General features: G+C 59.5%; 26 protein-coding genes. 12 read left to right on the top strand and 14 right to left on the bottom strand.

All coding sequences use genetic code 11. The features are described 5' to 3' along the window. Positions 1 to 5: 5 nt before the first annotated feature. The 3 genes from PQR40_RS19515 to PQR40_RS19505 form a co-directional block, all read right to left on the bottom strand. A complete protein-coding gene (locus PQR40_RS19515) occupies positions 6 to 698 on the bottom strand; it encodes an HAD family hydrolase (RefSeq protein ID WP_408225161.1) in 693 nt (230 codons plus the stop codon). 96 nt (positions 699 to 794) lie between these two features. Next, complete coding sequence (locus PQR40_RS19510; protein WP_408509670.1) at positions 795 to 2,246, bottom strand: cytochrome-c peroxidase; 1,452 nt, start codon at positions 2,244 to 2,246, stop codon at positions 795 to 797. Between the two features lie 202 nt (positions 2,247 to 2,448). Beyond that, positions 2,449 to 4,245 (bottom strand): phospholipase C, encoded by a 1,797-nt coding sequence (locus PQR40_RS19505; RefSeq protein WP_408509669.1) that lies wholly within the window; start codon positions 4,243 to 4,245, stop codon positions 2,449 to 2,451. A gap of 374 nt (positions 4,246 to 4,619) precedes the next feature. Between PQR40_RS19505 and PQR40_RS19500 the strand changes: the two genes are divergently transcribed. The 5 genes from PQR40_RS19500 to PQR40_RS19480 all read left to right on the top strand — a co-directional run bounded on the left by PQR40_RS19500 (position 4,620) and on the right by PQR40_RS19480 (position 8,941). After that, the gene (locus PQR40_RS19500) at positions 4,620 to 5,195 is read left to right on the top strand and encodes an RNA polymerase sigma factor (RefSeq protein WP_408509668.1); all 576 of its coding nucleotides are present in this window, start codon (positions 4,620 to 4,622) and stop codon (positions 5,193 to 5,195) included. Next, positions 5,192 to 5,611, top strand: coding sequence for a hypothetical protein (locus tag PQR40_RS19495; RefSeq protein WP_408509667.1), 420 nt, complete (start codon positions 5,192 to 5,194; stop codon positions 5,609 to 5,611). The genes PQR40_RS19500 and PQR40_RS19495 overlap by 4 nt, the downstream gene beginning before the upstream one ends. Beyond that, a complete protein-coding gene (locus tag PQR40_RS19490) occupies positions 5,608 to 6,150 on the top strand; it encodes a periplasmic heavy metal sensor (protein WP_408509666.1) in 543 nt (180 codons plus the stop codon). Before PQR40_RS19495 ends, PQR40_RS19490 begins: the two co-directional genes overlap by 4 nt. A 74-nt stretch (positions 6,151 to 6,224) precedes the next feature. After that, positions 6,225 to 7,787, top strand: a complete 1,563-nt coding sequence (locus PQR40_RS19485; protein ID WP_408509665.1) for a DUF1800 domain-containing protein — start codon at positions 6,225 to 6,227, stop codon at positions 7,785 to 7,787. A 5-nt stretch (positions 7,788 to 7,792) separates the two neighbouring features. Continuing rightward, positions 7,793 to 8,941, top strand: a complete 1,149-nt coding sequence (locus PQR40_RS19480; protein ID WP_408509664.1) for a DUF1501 domain-containing protein — start codon at positions 7,793 to 7,795, stop codon at positions 8,939 to 8,941. 164 nt (positions 8,942 to 9,105) lie between these two features. Here PQR40_RS19480 and PQR40_RS19475 read toward each other — a convergent pair whose 3' ends face one another. Continuing rightward, positions 9,106 to 9,471: a BON domain-containing protein gene (locus PQR40_RS19475; RefSeq protein ID WP_408225137.1), complete on the bottom strand. Its 366-nt coding sequence runs from the start codon at positions 9,469 to 9,471 to the stop codon at positions 9,106 to 9,108. 236 nt (positions 9,472 to 9,707) lie between these two features. Between PQR40_RS19475 and PQR40_RS19470 the strand changes: the two genes are divergently transcribed. The 3 genes from PQR40_RS19470 (at position 9,708) to PQR40_RS19460 (ending at position 11,795) form a co-directional block, all read left to right on the top strand. Then, positions 9,708 to 10,967, top strand: a complete 1,260-nt coding sequence (locus PQR40_RS19470; RefSeq protein WP_408509663.1) for an MFS transporter — start codon at positions 9,708 to 9,710, stop codon at positions 10,965 to 10,967. A 254-nt stretch (positions 10,968 to 11,221) separates the two neighbouring features. After that, positions 11,222 to 11,551: a hypothetical protein gene (locus PQR40_RS19465; protein ID WP_408509662.1), complete on the top strand. Its 330-nt coding sequence runs from the start codon at positions 11,222 to 11,224 to the stop codon at positions 11,549 to 11,551. Between the two features lie 25 nt (positions 11,552 to 11,576). After that, positions 11,577 to 11,795 carry a hypothetical protein gene (locus tag PQR40_RS19460; RefSeq protein WP_408509661.1) on the top strand — a complete coding sequence of 73 codons (219 nt, stop codon included), beginning with the start codon at positions 11,577 to 11,579 and terminating at the stop codon, positions 11,793 to 11,795. Between the two features lie 86 nt (positions 11,796 to 11,881). Here the strand turns inward: PQR40_RS19460 and PQR40_RS19455 are convergent, their stop codons facing one another. The 5 genes from PQR40_RS19455 to PQR40_RS19435 are packed head-to-tail and all read right to left on the bottom strand — an operon-like array spanning position 11,882 to position 14,050. After that, on the bottom strand, positions 11,882 to 12,496 hold the full coding sequence (locus PQR40_RS19455; RefSeq protein ID WP_408509660.1) for a lipase family protein: 615 nt from the start codon (positions 12,494 to 12,496) through the stop codon (positions 11,882 to 11,884). After that, positions 12,493 to 12,960 (bottom strand): hypothetical protein, encoded by a 468-nt coding sequence (locus tag PQR40_RS19450; RefSeq protein WP_408509659.1) that lies wholly within the window; start codon positions 12,958 to 12,960, stop codon positions 12,493 to 12,495. The genes PQR40_RS19455 and PQR40_RS19450 overlap by 4 nt, the downstream gene beginning before the upstream one ends. Positions 12,961 to 12,969: 9 nt before the next feature. Beyond that, complete coding sequence (locus tag PQR40_RS19445; protein WP_408509658.1) at positions 12,970 to 13,287, bottom strand: hypothetical protein; 318 nt, start codon at positions 13,285 to 13,287, stop codon at positions 12,970 to 12,972. After that, complete coding sequence (locus PQR40_RS19440; protein ID WP_408509657.1) at positions 13,284 to 13,487, bottom strand: hypothetical protein; 204 nt, start codon at positions 13,485 to 13,487, stop codon at positions 13,284 to 13,286. Before PQR40_RS19440 ends, PQR40_RS19445 begins: the two co-directional genes overlap by 4 nt. Beyond that, entirely contained in the window at positions 13,484 to 14,050 is a 567-nt protein-coding gene (locus tag PQR40_RS19435) for a hypothetical protein (protein WP_408509656.1), read from the bottom strand. Before PQR40_RS19435 ends, PQR40_RS19440 begins: the two co-directional genes overlap by 4 nt. A 177-nt stretch (positions 14,051 to 14,227) precedes the next feature. Here PQR40_RS19435 and PQR40_RS19430 point away from each other — a divergent pair, with 177 nt between their 5' ends. After that, positions 14,228 to 15,394, top strand: a complete 1,167-nt coding sequence (locus PQR40_RS19430) for an acyltransferase family protein (RefSeq protein ID WP_408509655.1) — start codon at positions 14,228 to 14,230, stop codon at positions 15,392 to 15,394. Between the two features lie 3 nt (positions 15,395 to 15,397). Here PQR40_RS19430 and PQR40_RS19425 read toward each other — a convergent pair whose 3' ends face one another. The 5 genes from PQR40_RS19425 to PQR40_RS19405 all read right to left on the bottom strand — a co-directional run bounded on the left by PQR40_RS19425 (position 15,398) and on the right by PQR40_RS19405 (position 20,997). Next, positions 15,398 to 17,296, bottom strand: a complete 1,899-nt coding sequence (locus PQR40_RS19425) for a hypothetical protein (RefSeq protein ID WP_408509654.1) — start codon at positions 17,294 to 17,296, stop codon at positions 15,398 to 15,400. A 575-nt stretch (positions 17,297 to 17,871) separates the two neighbouring features. Continuing rightward, complete coding sequence (locus PQR40_RS19420; protein ID WP_408509653.1) at positions 17,872 to 18,297, bottom strand: hypothetical protein; 426 nt, start codon at positions 18,295 to 18,297, stop codon at positions 17,872 to 17,874. An 89-nt stretch (positions 18,298 to 18,386) separates the two neighbouring features. Further along, positions 18,387 to 18,863, bottom strand: a complete 477-nt coding sequence (locus tag PQR40_RS19415) for a lysozyme family protein (RefSeq protein WP_408509652.1) — start codon at positions 18,861 to 18,863, stop codon at positions 18,387 to 18,389. A gap of 8 nt (positions 18,864 to 18,871) precedes the next feature. Further along, positions 18,872 to 19,132: a hypothetical protein gene (locus PQR40_RS19410; protein ID WP_408509651.1), complete on the bottom strand. Its 261-nt coding sequence runs from the start codon at positions 19,130 to 19,132 to the stop codon at positions 18,872 to 18,874. 56 nt (positions 19,133 to 19,188) lie between these two features. Continuing rightward, on the bottom strand, positions 19,189 to 20,997 hold the full coding sequence (locus tag PQR40_RS19405) for a hypothetical protein (RefSeq protein ID WP_408509650.1): 1,809 nt from the start codon (positions 20,995 to 20,997) through the stop codon (positions 19,189 to 19,191). A gap of 83 nt (positions 20,998 to 21,080) precedes the next feature. Here PQR40_RS19405 and PQR40_RS19400 point away from each other — a divergent pair, with 83 nt between their 5' ends. The 3 genes from PQR40_RS19400 to PQR40_RS19390 all read left to right on the top strand — a co-directional run bounded on the left by PQR40_RS19400 (position 21,081) and on the right by PQR40_RS19390 (position 22,732). Next, complete coding sequence (locus PQR40_RS19400; protein ID WP_408509649.1) at positions 21,081 to 21,512, top strand: GIY-YIG nuclease family protein; 432 nt, start codon at positions 21,081 to 21,083, stop codon at positions 21,510 to 21,512. A gap of 19 nt (positions 21,513 to 21,531) precedes the next feature. Next, positions 21,532 to 21,633, top strand: coding sequence for a ribbon-helix-helix protein, CopG family (locus PQR40_RS19395; RefSeq protein ID WP_408509695.1), 102 nt, complete (start codon positions 21,532 to 21,534; stop codon positions 21,631 to 21,633). 451 nt (positions 21,634 to 22,084) lie between these two features. After that, a complete protein-coding gene (locus PQR40_RS19390; RefSeq protein WP_408509648.1) occupies positions 22,085 to 22,732 on the top strand; it encodes an SGNH/GDSL hydrolase family protein in 648 nt (215 codons plus the stop codon). Positions 22,733 to 22,824: the final 92 nt, after the last annotated feature.

The following is a 22,824-nucleotide window of genomic DNA, read 5'->3' as shown; positions in this document are numbered from 1 at the left end:
TGCCCTCAGCCTTGCACGCCACGCCAGCCGGCGAGCAAGGCGGGCAATTCGGCCATGTCCCGGAACACGTGAACCGCGCCCGCGCCATGCAATGCAGTGGCGCTGCTGTGGCTCAGTTCTTTCGGGCAATAGCCGAACACCGTAGCGCCGGCGGCCACGCCTGCAGTCACGCCCGTGACGGTATCGTCCACGACGGCACATCGTTGCGGTTCCATGCCGACCCCCGCGGCCGCGGCGAGGTAGACATCGGGATACGGCTTGTTGCGCGGTGTTTCATGGCCGCTGAAGATGCGTCCTTCGAAGCAGTCGAGGATACCGGCCTTCACAAGTTGTAATTCAACTTTGATGCGATCGGCGCCCGACGCGACCGCGATGCGTCCGTTAAGCGTTGTGTAAAGCGCGCGTACTGCTGACGCTGCGCCGTCAATCGCCATCAACTCGCGATCAAGCGCTTCATTACGGCGCGCGCGAAACTGCATGAGCCAATCCGCCGTAATCGCGAAGCCGGTGCGTGCTTCGATAAGTGCGGCTTCATCCTTGACGGCCTTGCCGACAAAAATGCGCATTGCCTCTTCAACGGTCAATTGCCAGCCCAGCTCGCCGAGCATCTCGGTCAGCACGCGGTTGGTAATGGGTTCGGAGTCGACGAGCACGCCGTCGCAGTCGAAGAGTACGGCGTCGAAAGGGAAATCGGCCATCGGGCAGGGTACGGATAGAGGTCGCGGAACCAGCAAGGATACCTCACCGGCTCGCGCGACGCTGCGCAATGGCTATGTGACCGCCTCCTGTGGAGGTCAGGACCCCGCAGCCTTATACCCGTCGCTCAGCGTTTTCATAAACGCAATGATGTCCTGAATATCCTGATCCGTCATGGCCGGTTGATCACCGAACTTGCGATCGAACGGCGCATCGGCGACGTCGACATTGGCGTGATACTGGGCCGGTAGATCGTTGTACTTCTGTACTTTCCCGGACGCATCGCGCGGATAGATCTTCTCAGGCGCCGTATTGCGCAGGTTGTAGAAGTCCATGACCTGCTTGAGATCGTGATACACGCCGTTATGGAAGAACACCTTACGCTCGGCAGCGTTGCGCAGGGTCGGTGTCAGGAACATTCCGCAGTATTGCGTTTCCTTCGTCATGTCATCGCGGAACGGGCCGCACACGCCCATATCGAAGAACTTCGGATCCTTGTTGGCCGGAATGGCCGGATTACGCGGCACGCCGAGCGCCTCGTACTGCGTATCGGTAAACACCGGCGGCAGGCCATCCTTGCTAGGCTGACTCAAATGGCAACCCGCGCAGTTAGCCTTGTCCTTATCGTTGAACAACTGCAAGCCATGCAATTCAGCATGCGTCAGCCGTGCTTTACCTTCGAGCCAGTAATCGTACTTGCTGGTAAAGGCGTGAAACGACTGATCTTCGGTCTGATACCGTCCCACGGCGAACATGGCTTCGGAGATCAGCAGGCTCGGATTGTTGAGGATGCCCGGGCCGAATATCTGTTTGAACTGCTCAACATACTTCGTTTGCAGCAGCTTGTGCGCGACATCCGCTTCTGTCGCGTTGGCCATCTCCACCGGATTCATCAGCGGGCCGATTGCCTGGTTTTGCAAGGTATCGGCGCGGCCGTCCCAGAACAGTCCACCTTGCGGCACCATCGCCGGAGCGGCGGGCGCGGCCAGCGCCGTTTTTTGCGCGCGCTGCACACCGGCCGCCTGTGACGCCAGTTGCGTCATATCCACAGGCACATCGGTATCGCCCTGATCCGGCCCGATGCTGAACGGCGCCTGGCGGTACAGATACGCCAGCGACGGCGGCGGCCGATAGCCCGCCTGATTCATGTGCGCGCCGCCGAGTTGAACCGGGAATGCGTTATCCGGTGCGTACGAATGCTGCGCCGAGTGGCATGACGCACACGACTGCGTACCCGAGGCCGACAAGGTCTGGTCGAAGAAAATCTGTTTACCGAGCAGCGCAACCGCGCTCAGCGGTGCGTCTTGCGGACGCATCAAATGAACCGGATGAGGATTCGCACCGGTGATTTCTTCGACGATCGCGCCGACTGCGGGCGGCATCCGTTCCGGGTAGACGAGCGCGTACGCGCAAACCACGACGAGCGCGAGCACGATGCCGGTGGCGCTCCACGCGAGCAGCCTGAGCCACGAGCGACGGGTAATGACGGGACCCGGCTCACCGCCGGCAGGCAGATGCGAGGGCAGCACGGCGTCTGAAGGATGATTCATGGCGATGGTGACGAGTAATTCGATCGGATGTGATCAAAAAGCAAATCGAGCCAGCACGTTTGCACTGGCTCGACGCCTAACTACAGCTTGGTGTGTTTCCTGTTCCTCCCCGCGCCGCGCTTCGTGCCGTCATGCACGAACAGCGCTCGTGCATGACGTGAAGGGAAGCGCACCGGAAGGGCAGTCCGCACGCGTGCCGGGATCAGCTGGCCGGCGGCGCGGACAGCTTCGTACCCAGGTTCTGATCCAGATACACCGTCGGATTGTTGCCGGAGCCTGAGAAGTTGAACATGTTCATGATGCTGCCCGCCGCTGCATCGAACGAACCGTTGCCAAGGCGTTGACCGCCGAGCCAGTTGTCCTCGATGAACTTGACAACCGACGCCTGGGTGATCGGCGTATCGTCGACGAAATTAACCTTCGCCCACGGCGACACCACGATAAACGGCGTACGCGTACCCGGGCCGCAACGGCCATTCACTGCGCCGCCATTCACGCCCTGCGGTTGAACCGCACCCGTTGCCGTACACGCACCGGTGCCGCTCAGGTTGTCGGTGCCCGCCACCGTCTTGCCGCCCGCGGATTGCGCCGTGGTCGAGTCGAACGATGAGCTCGTCGGCGCCTTGTAGCGGTGGTCGTACCAGCCGTCCGAATCGTCGTAGGCGATGATCACGGCGGTATTCTTCCAGTCAGGCTGTTGCTGCAGGAAGTTGATCACCTTCGTGACGAAAGCCTGTTCGTCGATCGGGTCCGAGTTACCCGGGTGACCGTCGCTGATTGCCGGCGCTTTCAGGAAGCTCACCGACGGATAGTTGCCAGCCTTCACCGCGGCGAAGAAGTCGTCGGTGTCGTACTGGTGGTGGACCGGCGTTGCGGTGTTGTCGAGCGGATCGGTCGCGCCGATCACAGCCGCCGACGAAGGACGCGTATGCGCGAGGTTAGCCGTGGTCGGGTAGTATTGGAACCACGCGTGATGCTGCACGTAGTCGGCCTTGGTCGCGTTCAGCACTTGCGAGAATGTCGAACGTGCGCAACCGGTCGTGCCGTTGGCATTCGTGGTCGTCAGATTGAAGCCGCCCATAAAGCCGCCCCACGTCAGACCCTTCGCGTTGAGCAGGTCGCCGATGTTCTTGTTGTTCGACGACATGGCGCCCGTCGGCGCGCTGCCCGCTGCGATCGTGCAGACGTCACCGGTCGGATCCAGGTCGCCGATCATCGTGAAGCCGCCGGTCGAATCCGGAATCGCGTTGGCCGAGGTTCCGCCCGTCACCACGACGCCGTTGTTCTGGCCCGAGACCACTTCGAGTGCGCCAGGCGTCGACGGACCGTACGTGTCCGTGTACGCGTTCTGGTTCAGCGCGAAGTTCTGCGCGTAGTTCCACATCGCCGTGACCGTATTGCCGTCGAAGTAGCCGAGCACCTGGCCCTTCGTGGCGAACGCGCCGGTACTGCCGGCAATTGTCGAACCTGAGGCAGTGAACAGCGGGAACGAGTCCATCGCGCCATTGTTATACGCGAGCTGTTCCGCGGCATACGCGTGGTTCTGGCTCGAGGTATTGGCTTGCGAACGATCGAGACGGAACGGCAGCAGATCGGCTGCCGGCAGGCCGAGGCCCGCGATCGTCACGGCGCCGACCGTGCGGCCTGCCGTGTTCGGCGAGCTCGCGAGCGCGTTCGGGTTCGCGGTGATCAGGTTGTTGCTGCTGAGGTTGTTGACCGCGGGCGTGCCTGTGGCTGCCGTGAATTGCGGCTCGCCAACCGGGTTGCTGGCCTGCGGGTAGGTCGCGAAGTAGTGGTCGAACGAGACGTTCTCGCCAAAGATCACTACTACGTGTTTGATCGGCGTGGTCGTCGTGACAGCGTCCTGCGCCGACACCGTGATTACCGGTGTCGATGCAGTCGCCGGCGCCGACGCCGTCGAGCTCACACTATTGTTTCCGCAAGCTGCGAGCGCAAGCATCGCAGCAAACGGGATGGGTAAGAGGGTTCTACGGAACATGTGACTGGCTCCAGATTCGACTTCGCCGTTCAGCGTTTCCAGTGATGCACGTGTGGATGTTCGCTGGGGATATTGTTAGAAATACAGCTAGTGGTCTTACCGCAAGAAACAGCGCGCATTGAAACACCCGCTGATTAAGATTTGAGGGCGCGAACATTACGCTACCTATCTGTCGCCATTCATTTGAATAACGTTTGCTGTCGTTAAGCTTTCGTTGGCCTGCGATGTGAAGGTCGTTTTGTTGGCTACAACTGGCACGCATCGGCACGTTTCTCTCTCATGCCAATCAAAGCGACGGATTTCTCCGGCTACTGCGTTCAAGAAGAAACAGAGCCGCTTAGGGCTTCAACTCTTGTGGGAGAAAGCAACATGATGTGGAGCGGCATGCCTTGAGCGAACGCGATCCCGATGCGGAACTGCTGGCGGGGGTTGCGCGACAAGACCCGGCCGCCGTCCGTTCGCTCGTCGCGCGCAAGTTGCCGCGTCTGCTCGCGCTCGCCACGCGCATGCTGGGAGATCGCATGGAAGCGGAAGACGTGGCGCAAGAAGTCTTCGTGCGGATCTGGAAACAGGCTTCGCGCTGGCGAGAAGGCGAGGCGAAGGTCGATACGTGGGTGCATCGCGTCGCGCTCAATCTTTGCTATGACCGCTTGCGCGGCCGCCGCGAAGTCCCGTACGAAGATATGCCCGACGAGATCGACCCTGCCGCGTTGCCCGACGCCACCCTCGAAGCGCGCGCCCAGGACGAGCGCGTTCGCGTGGCGCTCGCCGCATTACCGGCACGCCAGCGCGAGGCGTTGGTGCTCAATTACTACCAGGAGATGTCGAACATCGACGCTGCCGCCCTGATGGGCATCACGGTCGATGCGTTGGAAAGTCTGCTGGCACGTGCGCGCCGCAATCTGCGCGCCCAACTGGCCGGCAGCGGCCTTAGCAAGGACAAGTCATGACGCCCGAAAGATTTCATCAGATCGTCGAAGCCTACGGTGCCGATCCGCGCCGCTGGCCGCAACAGGAACGCGCAGCGGGAGAGGCCTGGGCCGCGGCGCATCGCGTCGAGGCCGATGCGCTGCTGGCGGACGCGGCCGGCATCGATGCGTGGCTGGCGGCCGACAAGGTCGATCCGCCGGGCGCGGCGTTGCAGCAGCGCATCATCGGCAGCGCAACGGTACGGCGGCCGGCCGCGCCGCGCCGGCGCTTGTGGTGGTCGGGCGCGGCCGTGGCGGGCGTGGGACTGCTCGGTGGCGTGGCCGGTGCTTTTGCGGTGTCGTTCTTCGTATTGACGGGAGCGGTTCCGCAAGCGCACGAGTATTCTTACTTAACTTCGAGTTTCGGTGGGTCCTCCGCCGATTGGAGCGGCGAATGAACGGCCGGTCATGGAAAATCGTGCTGGCGGTTTCGCTGGTGCTCAACGTGTTTCTGCTGGGCGCGATTGTGGGTGGTGCTTATCAATGGTTCGCGGCGCATGGCGTGATGACGCCGGTGCTGGCGCAGCAGCGCACGGCGCTGCGCTTCGCCGCCGAAACGCTGCCGGCCGAACGTCAGAAAGCCTTTATCGACGGCTTGAGGAATGCACGCCGTGAGGGCAAGGAGTTTGCCCGCGAGGGGCGTGAAGGGCGCCACGACGTATTGCGTCTGCTTGCCGCGCCGCAGTTCGATCGCGCGGCGCTGGACGCAGCGTTGGCCCGCACGCGTGAGGCCGACAGCAGCTTGCGTGCGCAAGTGGAGGGCAGTGTGGCGGATTTTGCGGCAACGCTGTCGCCCGAGGAACGCGTCGAATTCGCCGACAGCCTGAAGCTGCGCGGTCAGTGGCGTGAGCCGCAGCCGGCGGCCAATCCGAACAAGCCGCAGAAGCCGCAGAAGCCGGCTGCGAGTGGTACTTCGAGTGAAGCTTCCGGCGAATAAAAAATTCTGGGCGAGCGCGACGGATTTCATCGTGGCGGTCGTTTAAAGAAATATCCAACGCCGAAGAGGACGGTATGGCTACCTCACCGAACATGAATGCCGCGGCGATTGCGCTGAACCGCTTCGGCCTTGGTGCGCGTGCCGACGACACGCCGCCCACCGACCCGAAGGGATGGCTGCTCGCGCAGTTCGAGCAATATCAGCCGCGGCCTGCCGCGTGGGCGAGCCAGCCTGATTCGGTGGTGCTGTCCACCGAGCTGGCGCAGCAGCGCATGCAACTGAACCAGCTAAACCGGCAGAATCCGCAGAACCTCAGCGAAGGCGCAAGCGCCAATCAGGCGAATGTGCAGGCCAATGCACCAAGCAATGCACCAACCAATGCGCAAACCACTGGCCAAAGTACACCAGAAACCACTGCCCAGACTGCTAAGCAAGCCGAACGAAAAGCGCTGCGCGGTGAAGTTCTCGACCTGTACCGTTCCTCGGTGAACGCGCGGGTCGCAAGCGCGCTGACCACGCAGACGCCTTTCATCGAACGGCTGGTTCATTTCTGGGCGAATCACTTCGCAGTATCGACGGAAAAACCTGGCGTCGCGGCACTGGCCGGCTCGTTCGAAGCGGAAGCGATCCGCCCGCACGTGCTCGGTCGTTTCGAAGACATGCTGGTTGCGGTGGAACGTCATCCGGCCATGCAGTTGTTTCTCGATCAGACGCGTTCCGTCGGACCGGACAGCATGGCGGCCATGCGCGCCGCGCAGCGCAATCCTGACGTCAAACGTGGTCTGAATGAGAATCTGGCGCGCGAAATCATGGAGCTGCATACGCTCGGCGTGCGCAGTGGCTATAACCAGGACGACGTCACCGAATTCGCCCGCGCGCTGACCGGCTGGAGTCTCGCCGCCAACCCTGGCAACCCTGGCAATCCGAACAATCCAGGCAACCCGCTTCGGCAGGGTATGCCGCCGAACGCAGCGCCAGGCACGTTCGTGTTTCGCACCGCGCTGCACGAACCGGGCTCGAGAACCATCATGGGCCGTCGCTATGACCAGCCGGGAGAAGAGCAGGCGCTCGCGATCCTGCACGACCTCGCGAGCGCACCCGCGACGGCACAGCACATTGGCGGCAAGCTCGCCCGTCACTTCGTCGCGGACAATCCGCCGCCGGACGTGAGCGAGCGGCTCGCGAACGCGTTCACGCGCGGCGGTGGCGATCTGCCGACCGTGTACCGGACGTTGCTCGACATGCCGCAAGCGTGGTCGCCGGTCGCCGTGAAGTTCAAGACACCGTGGGAATGGACCATTTCTTCGATGCGCGGGCTCGGCTGGCAGGACGTCGGCAACCTGCAGACCGCGCCCATTCTGACGCAGCTCGGTCAGCCGGTATGGCGCCCGGGCTCGCCCGCCGGCTACGACGACATCGCCGCGAGCTGGGCGGCGCCCGATGCGCTCGTGCGCCGGGTCGAAGTGGCGCAGCGCTTCGCGTCGCGCGTCGGCGACCGGCTCGATGCGCGCTCGCTCGGCCAGACCTTGCTGGCCGGCTCGCTCAGTGCGCCGACTGCTGAGGCTGTGTCGCGAGCCGAAAGCGCGTCGACGGCGATTGCGCTGCTGCTGGTTTCGCCCGATTTTCAACGGAGATGAACGCCATGCTTTCACGCCGCAAATTTTTGAGCGTCGCCGCTGCAGGCGCAGGCGCGATTCTCGTGTCGCCGCAGATCGCGTTTGCCAGCGTCGCAACCGATCGCCGTTTCGTGTTCGTGATCCAGCGCGGTGCGGCCGACGGGCTGAATATCGTCGTACCGTATGCCGAACCGGCCTACGCGACACTGCGCGGTGCGCTCGCGATCGACCCATCCAAAGCGACCAGGCTCGACGGCACCTTCGCGTTGCATCCCTCGCTCACGCAGACCGCCGCAATGTATGCGGACCATCAGGCGCTGTTCGTCCACGCGGTGGCGTCGCCGTATCGCGATCGCTCGCACTTCGACGGGCAGAACGTGCTGGAGACCGGCGGCACGTCGCCGTATCAGATGAAGGACGGCTGGCTGAACCGGCTCGCCGCATCGATGCCCACCACGCGCGAGAACGCGATCGCCTTCGCGCCGACTGTGCCGATGGCGCTGCGCGGCAAGGCGGCGGTGACGTCGTACGCGCCCTCGGGCTTGCCGCAGGCGCCTGACGATCTGCTCATGCGGGTCGCGCAACTGTACGACCAGGATGCGCAATTGCGCCCGCTATGGGAGTCGGCAATGACCGCGCGCGGGCTCGCGGGCGACGCCGGTGCGCGTCAGGACCCGGCGAGCCTCGGCAAGCTCGCCGCCGGTTTTCTGTCGCGCGACGACGGTCCGCGTATCGCGATGATCGAAACCGGTGGTTGGGACACGCATACCGCGCAGAACGCGCGCCTCGCCAATCAGTTGAAAGCGCTCGATACGATGCTTGCGGCGTTGCGCGACGGCATGGGTCCGTTGTGGACCAAGACCACCGTGGTGGTGGCCACTGAGTTTGGCAGAACCGCCGCCGCCAACGGCACGGGAGGCACCGACCATGGCACCGGCTCGGTTGCGATGGTGCTGGGTGGATCGGTGGCGGGCGGACGCGTGCTTGCCGATTGGCCTGGCCTGAAACCGGGCGACCTTTACGAAGCGCGCGACCTCAAGCCCACCATGTCACTGGATGCCTTGATCGCCGGCGTTGCGAGCGAAAGCCTCGGACTCGATCCGCAACGCACGGCTAGCACGCTGTTCGGCCAGACCGCGGGAATGCGGCCGGTGACGGGCCTCGTGCGTGCATAAGCTGATTATCACCATGGGCACGTAATACGTCGATTGCGCGCAATCGTGCCTGGGTGATGGTTTCAAATACCAGGACAATCTGAGGACGATAGGCACCGCCACAAATGGTTTTTTGCGGCGCTACCCATCGCAACCTGTCGTCGTTCATCAAGCGCCCGGCGCGATTAACCCCCACCGCCTTGCGTGCCGAGCGTCAGCTTGTTGTTCACCGACTTTACGCCGGCAACACCCTTCGCCACTTCCTCCGCTTGCGGAATCTGCGCACCATCAGGCACCGATCCAGTCAGCGTTACTGCGCCGCCACGCGCCCGGACAAACACGTTCGACACATCAAAACCCTGTGCTTTCGCCAAAGCCTTGCGTACGGTCAGACCCAACTTGCGGTCCGTGCTCTTCATCGCCTTTGTATTCGGAGCCGGCGCCGCCATGGCGCCCGACGCCATTGCGTCGCTCGACTGGGCATAGGCGCTGGACGCAGTCGCCACACACAATGCGATGCCGAGCGCCTTCAATAGATTGACTGTTTTCACGTTTTCTCCATTTCTCGAAAAGTTGATGTCGCATCGTTGCATGCAAAAAACCACGCGCCTGCAAGCATTTTTCCGCCCACATGGAGTTCCCTGTCTTGTAGAAGAGTGACGTGTGAAGCTCCCAGCGCGCTTAAACAATACTCCAGCAAACGCACCCGTGTTGAAAAAACTGACCCATCCGCCCGGTGCACGATTCACCTATCATGGCGGCTTCGATCATCAAAGGCGCTCCGCAGATGTCTGACGGCGTACAGCAGCAACTCCACGAACCACGCACGGATGCCCCTGCATCGTCGATCGATTACGGCCTGTGGGCATTGACCTTCAGCTACGTGCTCAGCCAGTTTTTTCGCAGCTATATCGCTGTGATCTCCACCCAGTTGATCGGCGATTTCCATTTCTCGCCGCAAATGTTCGGCTGGTTCGCCGGTTCGTTTTTTCTCGTGTTCGCCATGGCGCAACTGCCGGTCGGCATCATGTTCGACCGCTACGGCGTGCGCGGACCGACCGCGCTTCTGATGGGCATCGGCGCCGCGTGCGCCGGCATTCTTTCGATGACGACGAGCGCAACCGTTGCGCTCGTCGCGCAAGCCGGCATCGGACTGGGTTGCGCGCCCATCTTCATGGGGCTGCTCAATTACGTCCTGCATTCCGGCCACGGCACGCGCAATGTGCGCGCCGTCACGACGGCGAGTGCGATCGGCATGGCGGGGGCACTGCTGGCCGCGTTTCCGCTGAGCCGGGCAACAGCGAGCTTTGGCTGGCGTCCGGTCATGGTCACTGCCGCGCTCGCCATGCTATGCGCGACGCTTGGCGTCGTATGCTTCGTGCGTCGGCGCGATGCCGCCGCGCATGAACAAAGTCTCGCTGCATTGCAACACGCCGCAAGCGCAGTGAAACGGCGCACCGGTTTCTGGACCTTGATGCCCGCTTGCCTCGCGCTCTCGGTCGGCAGCACGTTCCGTACGTCATGGGGTGGGCCGTATCTTGCCGACGTATACGGCTTCGACGTCATCGCGCGCGGCAACGCAATGACCGTCACCAGCGTGATCGGGATCGCCGCGTCCTTCTGTATTCCTGTGGCCGTGCGGTTCTGCGCGCCCAAGCTTATTTCGCTGCTGTGGCTGATCGCCGGCGTGCTGGCGGCGTTGGTGCTCGCCGTCAGTCCGGACGGCAACTGGCTCGTCAGTGTCGCGTTGATATGCGTGTTGTTCTCGGTCGGCTCGATTCATCCGCTCGTGATGTCGCAAGCGCGCGCCATCATTGCGCCGCGCCGGCTCGGCCTCGGTTTGGGCCTGCTCAACAGCCTCGTTTTTCTCGGTGTGGCGCTGACCAGCAGTTGTTTCGGCTGGATCGCGGGTGCGGCAAAACAGGCGCATCTATCGAACGCGGGGATCTACTCGGCGTTGTTTGCCGTGACCGTCGTGCCGCTTGCGATCGGCGCGGTGGTTTATTTTTTCAGCCCGGTGGTCGCTGCGCCGAAAGAAGAAATCTGAGCCACTGTTTGCGTTGAGCTGCTTAAGCCTGCGTCCAACTTCAGCTCAGACACGTCTTCGCCAGGTGCCCGCACCGATTTCGTGCGCGCCGTCACTCCGGACTATAATTCCGCAGCCTGCTAGGCGTATTGAATTGGAGTTTGACTAGCTGCGACAGATGTTTCAAAGGATTTGCAAGCTGCAAAATATTTCCGCAAATATGGGTCTTTTCCGCAAAATTTGGATAGCGCTACCTAAGTAGGCTGGAGGAAGGGATGGATTACAGGGAATTACTGGAGAGTGCGGCGAGGGCAGCGGGGTATGGAGAACTTCGAATTCTTGAAGACAGTTCGATTATCGTAAATAGTCGCCGTTGGAACCCGCTGGCCGATGACGGTGATGCGATGCGACTGGCGATCAGGCTGGGAATCGGAATTTCGTTCTTCATGAACGAGTCATATACCGGCGAAAACAATGTGGTTCGCGCTAGGCATTTCGACTTCGGAGAAATCGAAGAACATGCCGATGACAACGGTGGCATCGATGCGGCCACGCGGCGCGCAATTGTTCGTGCTGCAGCCGCGATGGCAAAGACAATCGCTTGACCGATTTCGAGGGAGTGATAGGAAAATGAGTATCGACCAGATTCAATCAATTCTTGCCGCTGAGATCGAATGTGGCATATTTGAGAAACACGTTTTGTCCGCACTTGAGACGGCACGAAAGGCGCTAGCGGAGCCGAGGCCGACAGACGATCAAATCATCAATATCGCCTACGAGTGTGATGTGACTGGAAGTATTCCGGAGGCGTCGCTGATTGACTTTGCACGCGCCGTTTTGCGCGCTTGATGATGTGGAAGAGGGGAGATTGAAGCGGCGCGAATGGCCAAGTAGATGGGTGCGCCCAAGGCCGAAGCCTCGGACGGGGTAGAGCGTTAAGCGGGTACGCCAGAGCCTGCGATGGCTTGTAGCGCCGTAATCACCCGCGCGATTGCATGGTCTCGCAAATTGGGCCACGGATATCTCGGCGTACCGATGCCGATCAGCTTCGCGCTCTGCGGCCAGAGTGGCGGGACGTCTGTCACGGCGTCGTTACCATTTTTGAACAGGATGACCGACGTCTTGGCAAGCACATTACCGATGGTCGGCTCCGGACTCACGCGTGGCGGCTCAAACCCGTAGACAGCTTGCACGGGTTTGCCGGCCGCCACGCGCGAGGCGCCCGCGATGATGGCCAAGGCCGCGCCCAGTGAGTGCCCAACGAACGTGACCGGCGCATCGCCAGCGGCACTCTCTACCTGTGGCGCAATCGCAGACCATGCCTGCCAGAAACCATTATGGATGCGCCCGAGTCCAGGAACTGCGGTAGGCGTCACATTGAAGTCTGTCAGCAGATCGGCGATACTGTCTGTTCCCGGAAACGCAATGACAAGTCCGTCAGCCGTGTTTCGCACAATCGCACAGGACGGCCCTGGCACTGAACCGATATCCGGCTTGGCCGAGTAAGCCTCCTGTGCGATCAGCGCGTAATCGACGGACAGGAGGTTCATTGGCTTGCAGCAGCCGAAGCGGCAACCGGAGCCGATGCCGCTTGTGCCGCCGCGGCATTTTCAGCAATAGCCGTGACCGTAGCGCCGCCAAGTTGTGCGAGCGCGATACCACCTTCGATCTGCGCCTTCGTATTGGCATCGAGCACGTTGGCAGGAGCAGCGCTCACGACCGCGCTTGCAGCCGGCAATACGGTATTGGCGAACGTCGAGACCGAGGCAACCGAGACGGTCGCACCAGCGGCGCAGAATGCGGTAACGATCGGCGTTGCGTCAGCGACCTTGGCTTGCACGTCGGCAGGAATGGTCAATGCGAACGTCGGAGCCAATGCGAGAGCCTGTTCAACTGGAGGGCAGGCAATGGCTGCGAACTGGGCCGGCGTGAGCTTGACGACGGGTTGAGTGCCGCATGCGGCGAGCACAGACGCGACGATACCTACCGCCAAAGCGGCAACGAGCTTTTTCATGATTTACCTTCAGGGTTTGAGAGAGAACTTCGCGGCCGTCGCGGCGACGTTTGATACAGCGCCGGCGACGGCAGTGACAGCGGCTGCGTTGGCCGCGATTGGCGCAGTTGCACCAACACCGGTTTCGGCAAAGTCGAGCTGGTACCCGTCAGCAGTCTTCTGGACGTGAACGGTTACGCTCGAGATGTCTTTCCCGTTCGCAATGCTCGCCGCGCAGCAGATAACCTGCTTTGACGCGGCGTCGTAAAACGGACGGACATCGTAGGTCGCCTCCCCTGCGCACCCAGCCAGCAAGACTGCCGAGAGGCACAGCAGAGAGCGGATCATTGCTGGGCTGCAGGCGCGATCGGAGCGCCGGATTTACCAATGCTGATAGGCAGGCTCAACACGCCATGCCAGCCGGTGATGATGCCGATCATTCCGAACGCCGCATCACGCAGCATCGGGTCGTTGATGTGCAGGAAGTCGCAGACAGCCAGAAACACAAACAGCAGGCCGACCGCGACGGGCTTGATGAGATCGTTCATAGGTGCTCCGGGTCGTGATGAATGACTTCGTTGGGGGTGAACTGGTAGCCCTCGATTGCGTACTTCTGGACCAGCCAGATCGGGAAAGGCAGCATGTGGATGCCGGCATCTTTTGCTGTGTGGAATTGCTTTCCGAGCAGTAGCCCGTTCACCGTCATGTCATCGACGAACAGGTAGGAATCGACAGGCACGAGATACGTCACGTCGGGATGCAATTCTGTAGCGCCGGCGACGGTCATTACCTTCGCGCCCTTGAAGAAGCCGTCCCAGTCAAAAGCCTGTGCATGCGGCCCCCACTTCCCCGCCTTGCAATCGACTGAGAAGTGGCTCCAGTCGATGACTTCTGCGAAACAACGCTCGATCGGGTGGTGATGTGCCTCAAGGGGCGCGCCAAGTTCCTCGGCTGTCATGCCGGAGATAAAGCAGCGGCCATCCTCGCGCGCAATTAGCAGCTTTCGCGAATGCTCGAAAAGTGCTGTCGCCTTCCGCGGCGCGTGGCCCGGCAAGAGCACATCGACGGCGATCGTTTCTTTCTCTTCGTGGATTTGGGTAACGTCGGTCATGGCCGTAAACGAAAAAACTGGCCTAAGCCGGTTGTGTGGGGTAACGGGGCGTAACGTGGTGGGGTGTTACGGGGAACAGTTGCGCGCAATGGAGCGAAACTCGCCACCAGTAACCCATCGAGCGATTGGCACAAATATCGCTTCTGTGACCGGATTGAACGGGGGGAAGCGTCGGGGATGCAAAACAATCGATATGAAGTGCTGGACGGCCTGCGGGGCGTGGCCGCTATCAGCGTGATGTTTATGCACTATCTACAGCATACGCAAACGCCGATATTCAAAAACGCGTACCTATCCGTCGATTTCTTCTTCATGTTGAGCGGATTTGTGCTGGCGCACTCCTACAAAGAAAGGTTGCTCAATGGTCTAAGCGCCGTCGATTACATGGGGAAGCGACTGATTCGTCTCTACCCGATGTTTTTGATCTCACTGGTCATTGGAACTCCAGCATTGTTTCTGGCGATACGTTACGGGCTCTCAGATTTTCCGCGTCGAAGCGCTGCGGTTGCCTCGCTTTATAACCTGTTCTTCACGCCATACTTTGGCGGCTATGCCACGCACAATATGGCGAGCCTTGTGGCGCCGTCGCAAGTGGATGCAACAGTGGGAGAAATATTCCCCGCCAACCCGGCCGCCTGGTCGCTCTTCTTCGAGCTATTGGCAAGTCTATTTTTTGTTTCCATTGCCCGACTTGGACGCGGCACACTCATCAGGATTGCCCTGATTAGCGGCACGGCGTTCACAGCAACCGGGTTGCTGCTGGCCTTTGAGCGCCACGGTACCGCCATATATTTCGGCGGTGGATGGGGCACATCAAATTTCGTAAGCGGCTTGTTTCGGGTGACCTATGGATTCACCATGGGCGTCCTGCTTCATGATCTACATAAGTTCGCCGCGCACATCAGACCGGGATTCGGGGCAAGTAAAGTGCTCGGAAACAGCATTTCCATGTACCTAGTATTCGTCGTCCTGGTGCTCACGCCTTTCGCAGTACGTGGGGCATACGCGATGGCTATCATTTTCGTTGTTGGTCCACTTCTGGTTTTCCAGGGGGCTTCAATTCAGAATGAAAAACCTATTCTCAGTAAAGCTGGAAAATTTCTCGGGTGGCTGTCATACCCTGTTTATTGCCTGCACTTCCCAATTGGGCGCCTGGTTTTTATGTTCATGCCGGCGAGCTTACAGAGGACTATGTGGCCAGTCGCGATTTCCGCAGCAGTCACCTTTTTAGCGGCGGCCGTGCTCGCCAAATTCGTCGATGAACCGGTGAGGCAATATCTTACGCGCAAGTTTTCGCGCGCTCCCTCGAAGCAACGGGAGCGCGCTCTTGTTGGCTCTGCGTAGCGTCTAATATTGAATCTGGAAATTCCCGGCTACGTAGATCGTGCCACTTGCAGATATGGGTACGGCGCTTTCGACACCCGCCGCGGTTACCTGCATGACCTTGATCGACTTGCTACTTGCCCCGACCCTTGCCTGTACTACGGGGCCGGTGAACGGTACACCCGATATAGACACAGACACCACAGTATCGTGGGCAAGTTGCGAATACTGCGGGAGACCATAAACCGACAGGCCGCCAGTACCCGTTGCGTCGGTCCACGCAATCGCTGCGTCAAAAAAACAGCGGTCGCCAATCGTCCATGAATTGGCATACCGCGTGGAGTAGGAGGCCGTACCAGCGGTAGTGGTGCCGTTGATTGTCGGCGTGAAAGTCGACATTGCACCGATCACGTCATTGCGCGTTCCCGGGCCCGAGCCAAGCACTTCTAGAATCAGGTTATCGAGCCACCACGTTGACGAACCGTTATAGGCCGACGCATTGGTTGCGATCGTTATGAGCGCAAATGCGGTGCCGACCGGCGCGCGTGTAAAGGCGGTCGCTGCGAACTCAGCGAACGACGCATAAGTCGCGACATTCGCCTGATTGAAAGTGATGGTATTGGTTGGCCCAGACAACGTACTAACAAGCGACTGCCCGCGCACGTCAAAATATTGCACAGTGATGCTCAGGCTATCTGTAGCATTCGAGCATATACCCTGCAACATGCCGGAAAGCCGAACGATTGCCCCGGGCCCGCATGGCACGCTTTTGACGAGCGTCACGCCGCGCCCCGTGCCGGGATTGATCTTTAGCGAACTGGTGCCGGAAGCAGGATCTTTATGCGTCGTATCCAGCGACCAATCAAGGTAGCTTGTGTTTATGATGCGCCAGTCTGCGCGGCAGTACGTCAGATTTGCCGAGTCTTCAAAGCCACCGTCCGCGAGGATGTTGCGATCCTGCGCATAAGGCTTTTGACGGATCAGGCTGGTGGTATTGAAGTATCCCTCATCAGGCGCGTCCCCGTAGCCTGAGATATACGTACGAGGAGAATACGTAAGCCCACCATTGACGAGGACTGTACTTTTGCCCGTTAAAAAGACGCCGCCATCACTGTTTTGCCCGTTGAACAGCTCCAGCGTTCGGTTGCCGGTGACGAATACCACCTGATTGTGAAGGCAGATGAGCGACAGGGAGTCCATCGATTGCGCAAAGTAGTTGCCGTCGCCGCTGCCTTCTGTATGCCCTCCGTGACTGTCAATACTAGCGCCACCGCGCGCTATGTAATGCCTCGCGCAGTAATCCACCGAATGCCCGAACAGGTGAAATTCAGCAGTAGACACGTCGAAGCCCGTGCCAGAATCGTACGTTGCGCCGCCGTGGATATTGATATTCTCGCCTGCGTTGGTCGTTCCTTTTGGAAAGAACCAGCACGTATTGCAATTCCATACTTCCGGCGAGTGAAAATCTTCGATATATGCATTGCTGCCAAAGCCCACGCCAATATCGAAATTCTCGACGTTCATCGAATGCGTGGTGATGTGAGCGGCGCCGTAGGTCGTGCTGCCCGGCAGATCGCCGAAGAATAAACCCACCACGCCGGCATTCTTCGCGCCCATGATGTGCAGCCGCAACAACTCGTTGACGCGCGTCCTCCAGACCGGGTTCAGATTTCCTGTGTTATAGACGCCGCGAATCCAGATCGCGGGCACGGGCGCAACTGCACCCCACGTACCCGTTGTCGGCGCAACCCAGTTCGCAGGACTTGGAATGCCCGTGGCGTCGATGGTCGCGCCCGCTTCGAACTCGATGCCGTGCGCGGTCGGATCCCACACCTTGGTTTGGGTGATGGCGTAAGCCGTCGCGCGACGAGTCAGTCTCAGTGTCTTGCCTGTCGTGGCGCAACTCGCCAGGGCAGCGCTCAACGCCTGATCATCGGTCGTACCCGCGGTCGCGTAGAACTCACCGATTGCAACCGGTGGATCAGAAGCGCGTGCCATGAATGTGCGCAGTGTCGTCAGGCTAAATGACGATAGCGCCCATGAATAGGTGCTTGCAATAAACGCGCCGACAGTATTCCATATGGTTTGCAGCAGACCATTGCTGCGCGAAATCGGGACGGTTTCTGTGCCCGTCAGTGCTCCGGCGTCTGTAGCCGTCCCATTCGCAATAGCGCTATAAGCATTCGCCGAGGCTGCGGCGGACGTAGCGGCGGCCTGCGCTTCAGTCGTAGCAGTGGCTGCCGCAGCAGTCGCTATGCCAGCTTCAGTCGTGGCCGTAGACGCGGCTGCCGTTGCAATCCCCGCCTCTTGCGTAGCCGTCGCCGCACTAGCCGCACTCTGTGAAACAGCTTGCGTGATCTGCTGATTGACTGCCGCGCTCAGCGAGCCGAGTTGGACGATTTGCGTTTCGCCGGTCGTCAGGTTGACCGTTTGTGTCGGCCCGGATCCCTGAATAACTACTGTTCCTGTCGGCTTATTGACGGTGATCGTTGTTGCGCTCATTCGGTCACCGATGGCTCAATCGAAACATTGCCTTTGAACAGATATCCCACATCGCCATTGGCGTCGATGAATTGAAGGTCATAGACACCGAGCGCGACGGCTGGGAGGCCGCTTTGCAGGAGATTGAGCGCGGGTGCACCAGACACCGGGAGTCCTGCTGTATCCGCATGAGCGAAAACGAGCGTGTATATCCCCGTAGTACCGCCAAGCACTATCCGGCTCCCGGACGTTGCCGCACTGGAGAGCGTCAGAATCGATACGGCACTGGTCGCATAAGCCTTGATCATCAACTTCATCGAGCAGCCAGAGAGATTCACCGGGCTACCGTTGTCATTCGTCCAGGCGAGCGATGGTGACCAGTCAGCGCTCTGCTTGATGGTGAAGTTCCAAGTCGGAACGCCAGAGTCTGTCGTGACAGCCATGAGAATCCTATAGGCGTAAAAAAAGCCGCTAGGCGGCATTCGATTTATTCGGATTACGGGTATTCGGCGGATATGCGGGATACGGATATTCAAGCGACGCCAGCAGCAACCGGCATAACGCCGGTCTCCATTGCCCGACAGAGGCGTTGCGCTCGAGCGCCGACCTGGCCATACCACTTACTTGCCTTAAGCCCAGCAGCCGCGACGGCATAGGCCCCGCGCTGCATCGCGCCAAGCGTGTTGTGGAACGTCAGCAACGTACCGATACCCATGTTGAAGCAGCAATTGCAAATCACGCGCTGACGAACCGGGTCCATCTGATGCCACCACGGAAGGTTCCGATCGAGCGCCGAGAAGGTGGCTTGCAGGTCCATGCCGAGCAACTGAGTTACTTGCGCATCGGTCAGTGGGAATACCCAACCAGCAGGCAGTGGCGATGCATCCATGTTGTGACCAACCCCTACCGTGCGTTTTGGCACAGCGGATGTGTCCAGGTACGGCACATACCGCACGTCTTCATCACGCCGCAACTCCGCTTCCAGCAATGCGAGATTGGTCGAGTCCATGGCTTACCTCACTTGTCCGCCTTGTTATCGACCTTGCTTTCGATCCGGTCGAGCTTCGTGAAAATGGCGTCAATGGATCTGTTGAATGCATCGATCGCTTTGCCGAGTTCGTTGCTCGTGACATAGGCTTCGGCCACATGCAGTTTGTAGGCGGCCAATTCCTTTTCGGCGGCCTCGATGCGCGCAACCATACTGCGCAGCATCCAGAACGCGACAGCACCGATGCCAGATGCAACTGCGCCGCCAACGTAGAGAACCGTGTTGTCCATCTGAATCCCGGAAATAAAAAACCGCCCGTAGGCGGCTTGGTTTGTGGCGGTGGTGGTTAGTAGCCGATGTAGGTCATCGTCGGCGCGGCCGAATAGGTGACTACAACACTCGCACCTTGCGGTACGGGGATCACAGTGTTTGTCAATGCTGCAACGGTATTACCTCCGAGCGCAACATTAGTCACTGTGCCGCCAGTGACGAAAACATTGATGGTGTCGCCGGTGTTGTTCGTATAGGTGAACGGGGACGCTGTTACGGTGATCGACGTGGAGGGTCGCGGGTTATAACCGGTGTTTGCCTTAATAGTCTTCGTTGTGCCGGCGGTATTGTCGGAAATAGATCCAGACGTATTTCCGACCAATTGATTGCCAAGAATGTTCAGATTCGTAACGCTGGAGCCGACAAAAACCCCATATCCACCATTTCCAGCAACGCCGCCGTATGCTCCTGATCGATCGCCTGAGAGAGTTACGCTCGTCGAGCCATTCGCAACAACAATACCGTGGGATCCATTATTCGCGAATAGGCTGTCTGCCACGCCAATATCTGTGGCATTGCCTGTCCCGCCGTTAATCTGGAATCCGTAGTTGGTATTGTTGATCCCAATATGATTGACGAACTGCACGCCCTGCACGACGCCTGTGCCGTTATTCTCTACGGTCACGCCGACATTCGAATGAGAGCTGGCCCATGAGTTCGTAAATACAGCGCGGATGACGTTGCCTGTCCCGGTAGCATTTATCATGACGCCGTTGACTGCCGTATCAAAGAAACTATTGGATACGTAAGTTGACGAAACGGCCTGCCCATTACCCGGTATCAATGCGAGATCAGTTCCCTGCTGTATGACGTCGCTATTGCTGATGAGCAGGCACTGGCTACTGGTGACTTTGACCCCGTAAGCCGGCTGGCTACCTGAGCCGGGCGGAAACATTTCAATGTCATTCAGAACAATGCAGCCCGCATTGTTGCCGCCGATATTTACTCCAACCCCGGTATTCGCGACAGGCTTATAAAAAAGTGCGTGGTCTACGGTTCCGTTGTTCCAGGACAGATTCAGGCCCTGAAAGTAATTCGAGAATGCAACGTTTCGGATCAGTCCATTATTCGAGCTTCCAGATGGGAACAGGAAATTGCCACCTGTTCGCGTCACAGAGCTATCGAAGCCGACTCCTTCGACATACGTGCCGCCGCTGGATGAAATGTCAAGAATGTCGGCCGCTGCGCTCGCAGAAACGAGCCTTGAACCACTTGTACCGCCTGTGGCATTGCCCGGCCCAGCACCCTGATATTTGCAGACGTTCGCACCACTATTCGTGATCGTGCCGGCGATCTGATAATTGCCCGCGCGCAGCCAGATGACGCCGCCGCCGCCAGCTTGGCACGCGTTTGTCGCGTTCTGGATGGCAGTCGTGGAATCAGTGGTGCTGGTAGGGTCTGCGCTATAAGCGGTAACGGCGTCATAAATGCCTGCGGCGCTCAGGGCTCCAAGCGCATTGAGCGCGCCAGTCGCCGTAGTCGAGCCAGTCCCGCCATGCGCCACCGGCAGCGGATCAGCAACAAACGTATAGGCACCCGACCCAGTGCGCTCCAGAAAGCCAGTGCTCGAAAACCCCGTGATGTTGTCGAGACACGCACCGCTCGCCGCGGCGCAATTTGTGCCCCCCGAAGCCACCCCAATCGGCGAACTCGTAACCGAAAGCGAAGTAACCGACAGTGGCCCCGTGAGAATGCCCCCAGTGAGTTGCAGCGTATTCGCAAACGCGTTATTGAGTTGCGCTGCGGTGAGTACCTGGCCATTCGTGAATTGGGCATTGGCGATGCCGGGGAGCAGCAGAAAGCAGAGGAGGAGGCGTTTGAGCATGGGTGGTTTGGTCTGAACTTTTGCTTGGTGGTTTTGGGAAAGTGATGTATATTGGCATACATCAACACACAATGATGTATGACATGAAATCACTGACACCAGAAGAAGTCATCGGCCGCTCGATCCAGGTTAAGGGCGTGCACGGTGTTTATTTCCTGATCGATGACGGCGAGATCGTGTACATAGGAAAGTCCACCAATTTCGCCTCCAGACTTGGCGTGCATTCGCTGGAGAAGAAGTTCACCAGGGTCTATTTCATGGCGATAGACGACGCCAGCCAGCTGGACGAGCTGGAACGTTTCTATATCAAGAAGTTCGATCCGCGTCTGAATAAGACAAAGAACTGGCCGGGAAGCCTACCGGCTCTTGATGCGCCAGGAACTCGTCTTGAAAGGACGATGATGCGAATTCGGGCCGGGCAACCCGCGTATAGTTCTGCGAAGGCGGAGGGGATGTCCCCCAACAGCCTATACATATCAAGGGCCTACAGGGATTTCAAACGTGAAACGAACTAACATCTATTTCACCGACGAGATGCTCGCGCGTCTCAAGAAGGCAACGGAAACGACAGGCATGTCTATGGCTGAGTTCGTTCGCCGAGCAATCGAAGTGGCTTTAAAGAAACTCGGTATTTGATTGGCAGAAACAGGAACGCCCCATCCGGCAGCAACCGGTGGGGCGCGAGTGACCCAGAAACCCAACCGCTAAGAAGGGAAACCGAATCATGGACAAGCTTATCACAGCATCGGACGGGCTAGAAATAACGCCCTGCAGGGCCGTTCAGCAGGTCTCCAGAGCCAAACGTCGCGAACATCGAGCAAATCCACGATCGCATGCGACAGATGGGCGCACACGTGGAAGCGGAGCGCGATGGAGAGCGGCAGCAGTAGCAGGACTAACAGCGTGTCTCGCGGCTTGTGGAGGCGGATCAAGTCCGGCGCCCAAAACGACCGCGCCAGTTGTCGCCATTCCCGCGTCCGCACCGGTCGCAGCATCTGCACCGACTGAACCCGATCCCACTACGCCAGCGCCGGTAGCATCTGCACCGGTGGCGGCGTCGAGTCCTGAGCCTGCATCAACGCCTGTCGTGGCACCTGTTCCGGTATCGACGCCGGTCGTGCTGATTGATGTTTATGGTGACGATGGGATCGCGGGATTCACGGTCAGCGATTCGGGGTTGTGGTCAACCGTTGCGCCCAACGAGCCTCAGACGCTTCAGGAACTGCTGCAAAGCCAGTTCAGCGATACCGGCATTACTGTCGCAAATCACGCGACTGGCGGCGGATCGAGCAGCCTCATGAATGAAATGTTGGGCATGGACGGAAACGGTGCACCTTTTGCAGATCGCATCAAGTTGTCCAGCGCGTCCTACGCCATCGAGAGCCACACATTGAATGACGCGCTCGGCGGTGAAACGATCAACGACTATCGGCAATATCTCGCGGCATGGGTCGTCGCGGTGAGGGCTGCCGGTAAGACTCCAGTCCTGGAGGAATCCGGCCCGGTATGCGATGGCAATCATCCTCAATTGGCAGTCTACGTTCAAGCTATGGACGATGCCGCAGTGCAGTTCAATGTACCGATCGTGACGCAGTACGCATATGTCAGCAGTCTGCCGAACTGGGAAGATCACATGGCGTCCTGCTTATACCCGGATGCCTACCTGCTTCAGATCAAGGCACAGCGCGAGGTAGCTGTGATTACGCCGCTCATCCAACAGGTCATCGGGGAATAATCATGCAAAACACTATTCAGGCGTCGCGCGGTCGACGCGGGCTTCGCTCATCCGTTCAAAAACCATTCCGTCGTCAATGCCGATCCTGGAGA

The organism is Paraburkholderia sediminicola, from assembly GCF_046026855.1.
GTDB classification, from domain to species: domain Bacteria; phylum Pseudomonadota; class Gammaproteobacteria; order Burkholderiales; family Burkholderiaceae; genus Paraburkholderia; species Paraburkholderia sediminicola_A.
The sequence above is the reverse complement of the archived record's forward strand: the minus strand, read 5'-3'. Positions and strand labels throughout refer to the sequence as shown.

Excerpts from the sequence above, each read along its gene's own strand:
- PQR40_RS19515 (WP_408225161.1), bottom strand. The coding sequence starts at position 698 with ATGGCCGATTTCCCTTTCGACGCCGTACTCTTCGACTGCGACGGCGTG.
- PQR40_RS19510 (WP_408509670.1), bottom strand. The coding sequence starts at position 2,246 with ATGAATCATCCTTCAGACGCCGTGCTGCCCTCGCATCTGCCTGCCGGC.
- PQR40_RS19505 (WP_408509669.1), bottom strand. The coding sequence starts at position 4,245 with ATGTTCCGTAGAACCCTCTTACCCATCCCGTTTGCTGCGATGCTTGCG.
- PQR40_RS19495 (WP_408509667.1), top strand. The coding sequence starts at position 5,192 with ATGACGCCCGAAAGATTTCATCAGATCGTCGAAGCCTACGGTGCCGAT.
- PQR40_RS19490 (WP_408509666.1), top strand. The coding sequence starts at position 5,608 with ATGAACGGCCGGTCATGGAAAATCGTGCTGGCGGTTTCGCTGGTGCTC.
- PQR40_RS19485 (WP_408509665.1), top strand. The coding sequence starts at position 6,225 with ATGGCTACCTCACCGAACATGAATGCCGCGGCGATTGCGCTGAACCGC.
- PQR40_RS19480 (WP_408509664.1), top strand. The coding sequence starts at position 7,793 with ATGCTTTCACGCCGCAAATTTTTGAGCGTCGCCGCTGCAGGCGCAGGC.
- PQR40_RS19470 (WP_408509663.1), top strand. The coding sequence starts at position 9,708 with ATGTCTGACGGCGTACAGCAGCAACTCCACGAACCACGCACGGATGCC.
- PQR40_RS19465 (WP_408509662.1), top strand. The coding sequence starts at position 11,222 with ATGGATTACAGGGAATTACTGGAGAGTGCGGCGAGGGCAGCGGGGTAT.
- PQR40_RS19460 (WP_408509661.1), top strand. The coding sequence starts at position 11,577 with ATGAGTATCGACCAGATTCAATCAATTCTTGCCGCTGAGATCGAATGT.
- PQR40_RS19455 (WP_408509660.1), bottom strand. The coding sequence starts at position 12,496 with ATGAACCTCCTGTCCGTCGATTACGCGCTGATCGCACAGGAGGCTTAC.
- PQR40_RS19450 (WP_408509659.1), bottom strand. The coding sequence starts at position 12,960 with ATGAAAAAGCTCGTTGCCGCTTTGGCGGTAGGTATCGTCGCGTCTGTG.
- PQR40_RS19445 (WP_408509658.1), bottom strand. The coding sequence starts at position 13,287 with ATGATCCGCTCTCTGCTGTGCCTCTCGGCAGTCTTGCTGGCTGGGTGC.
- PQR40_RS19440 (WP_408509657.1), bottom strand. The coding sequence starts at position 13,487 with ATGAACGATCTCATCAAGCCCGTCGCGGTCGGCCTGCTGTTTGTGTTT.
- PQR40_RS19435 (WP_408509656.1), bottom strand. The coding sequence starts at position 14,050 with ATGACCGACGTTACCCAAATCCACGAAGAGAAAGAAACGATCGCCGTC.
- PQR40_RS19430 (WP_408509655.1), top strand. The coding sequence starts at position 14,228 with ATGCAAAACAATCGATATGAAGTGCTGGACGGCCTGCGGGGCGTGGCC.
- PQR40_RS19420 (WP_408509653.1), bottom strand. The coding sequence starts at position 18,297 with ATGGCTGTCACGACAGACTCTGGCGTTCCGACTTGGAACTTCACCATC.
- PQR40_RS19415 (WP_408509652.1), bottom strand. The coding sequence starts at position 18,863 with ATGGACTCGACCAATCTCGCATTGCTGGAAGCGGAGTTGCGGCGTGAT.
- PQR40_RS19410 (WP_408509651.1), bottom strand. The coding sequence starts at position 19,132 with ATGGACAACACGGTTCTCTACGTTGGCGGCGCAGTTGCATCTGGCATC.
- PQR40_RS19405 (WP_408509650.1), bottom strand. The coding sequence starts at position 20,997 with ATGCTCAAACGCCTCCTCCTCTGCTTTCTGCTGCTCCCCGGCATCGCC.
- PQR40_RS19400 (WP_408509649.1), top strand. The coding sequence starts at position 21,081 with ATGAAATCACTGACACCAGAAGAAGTCATCGGCCGCTCGATCCAGGTT.
- PQR40_RS19395 (WP_408509695.1), top strand. The coding sequence starts at position 21,532 with ATGCTCGCGCGTCTCAAGAAGGCAACGGAAACGACAGGCATGTCTATG.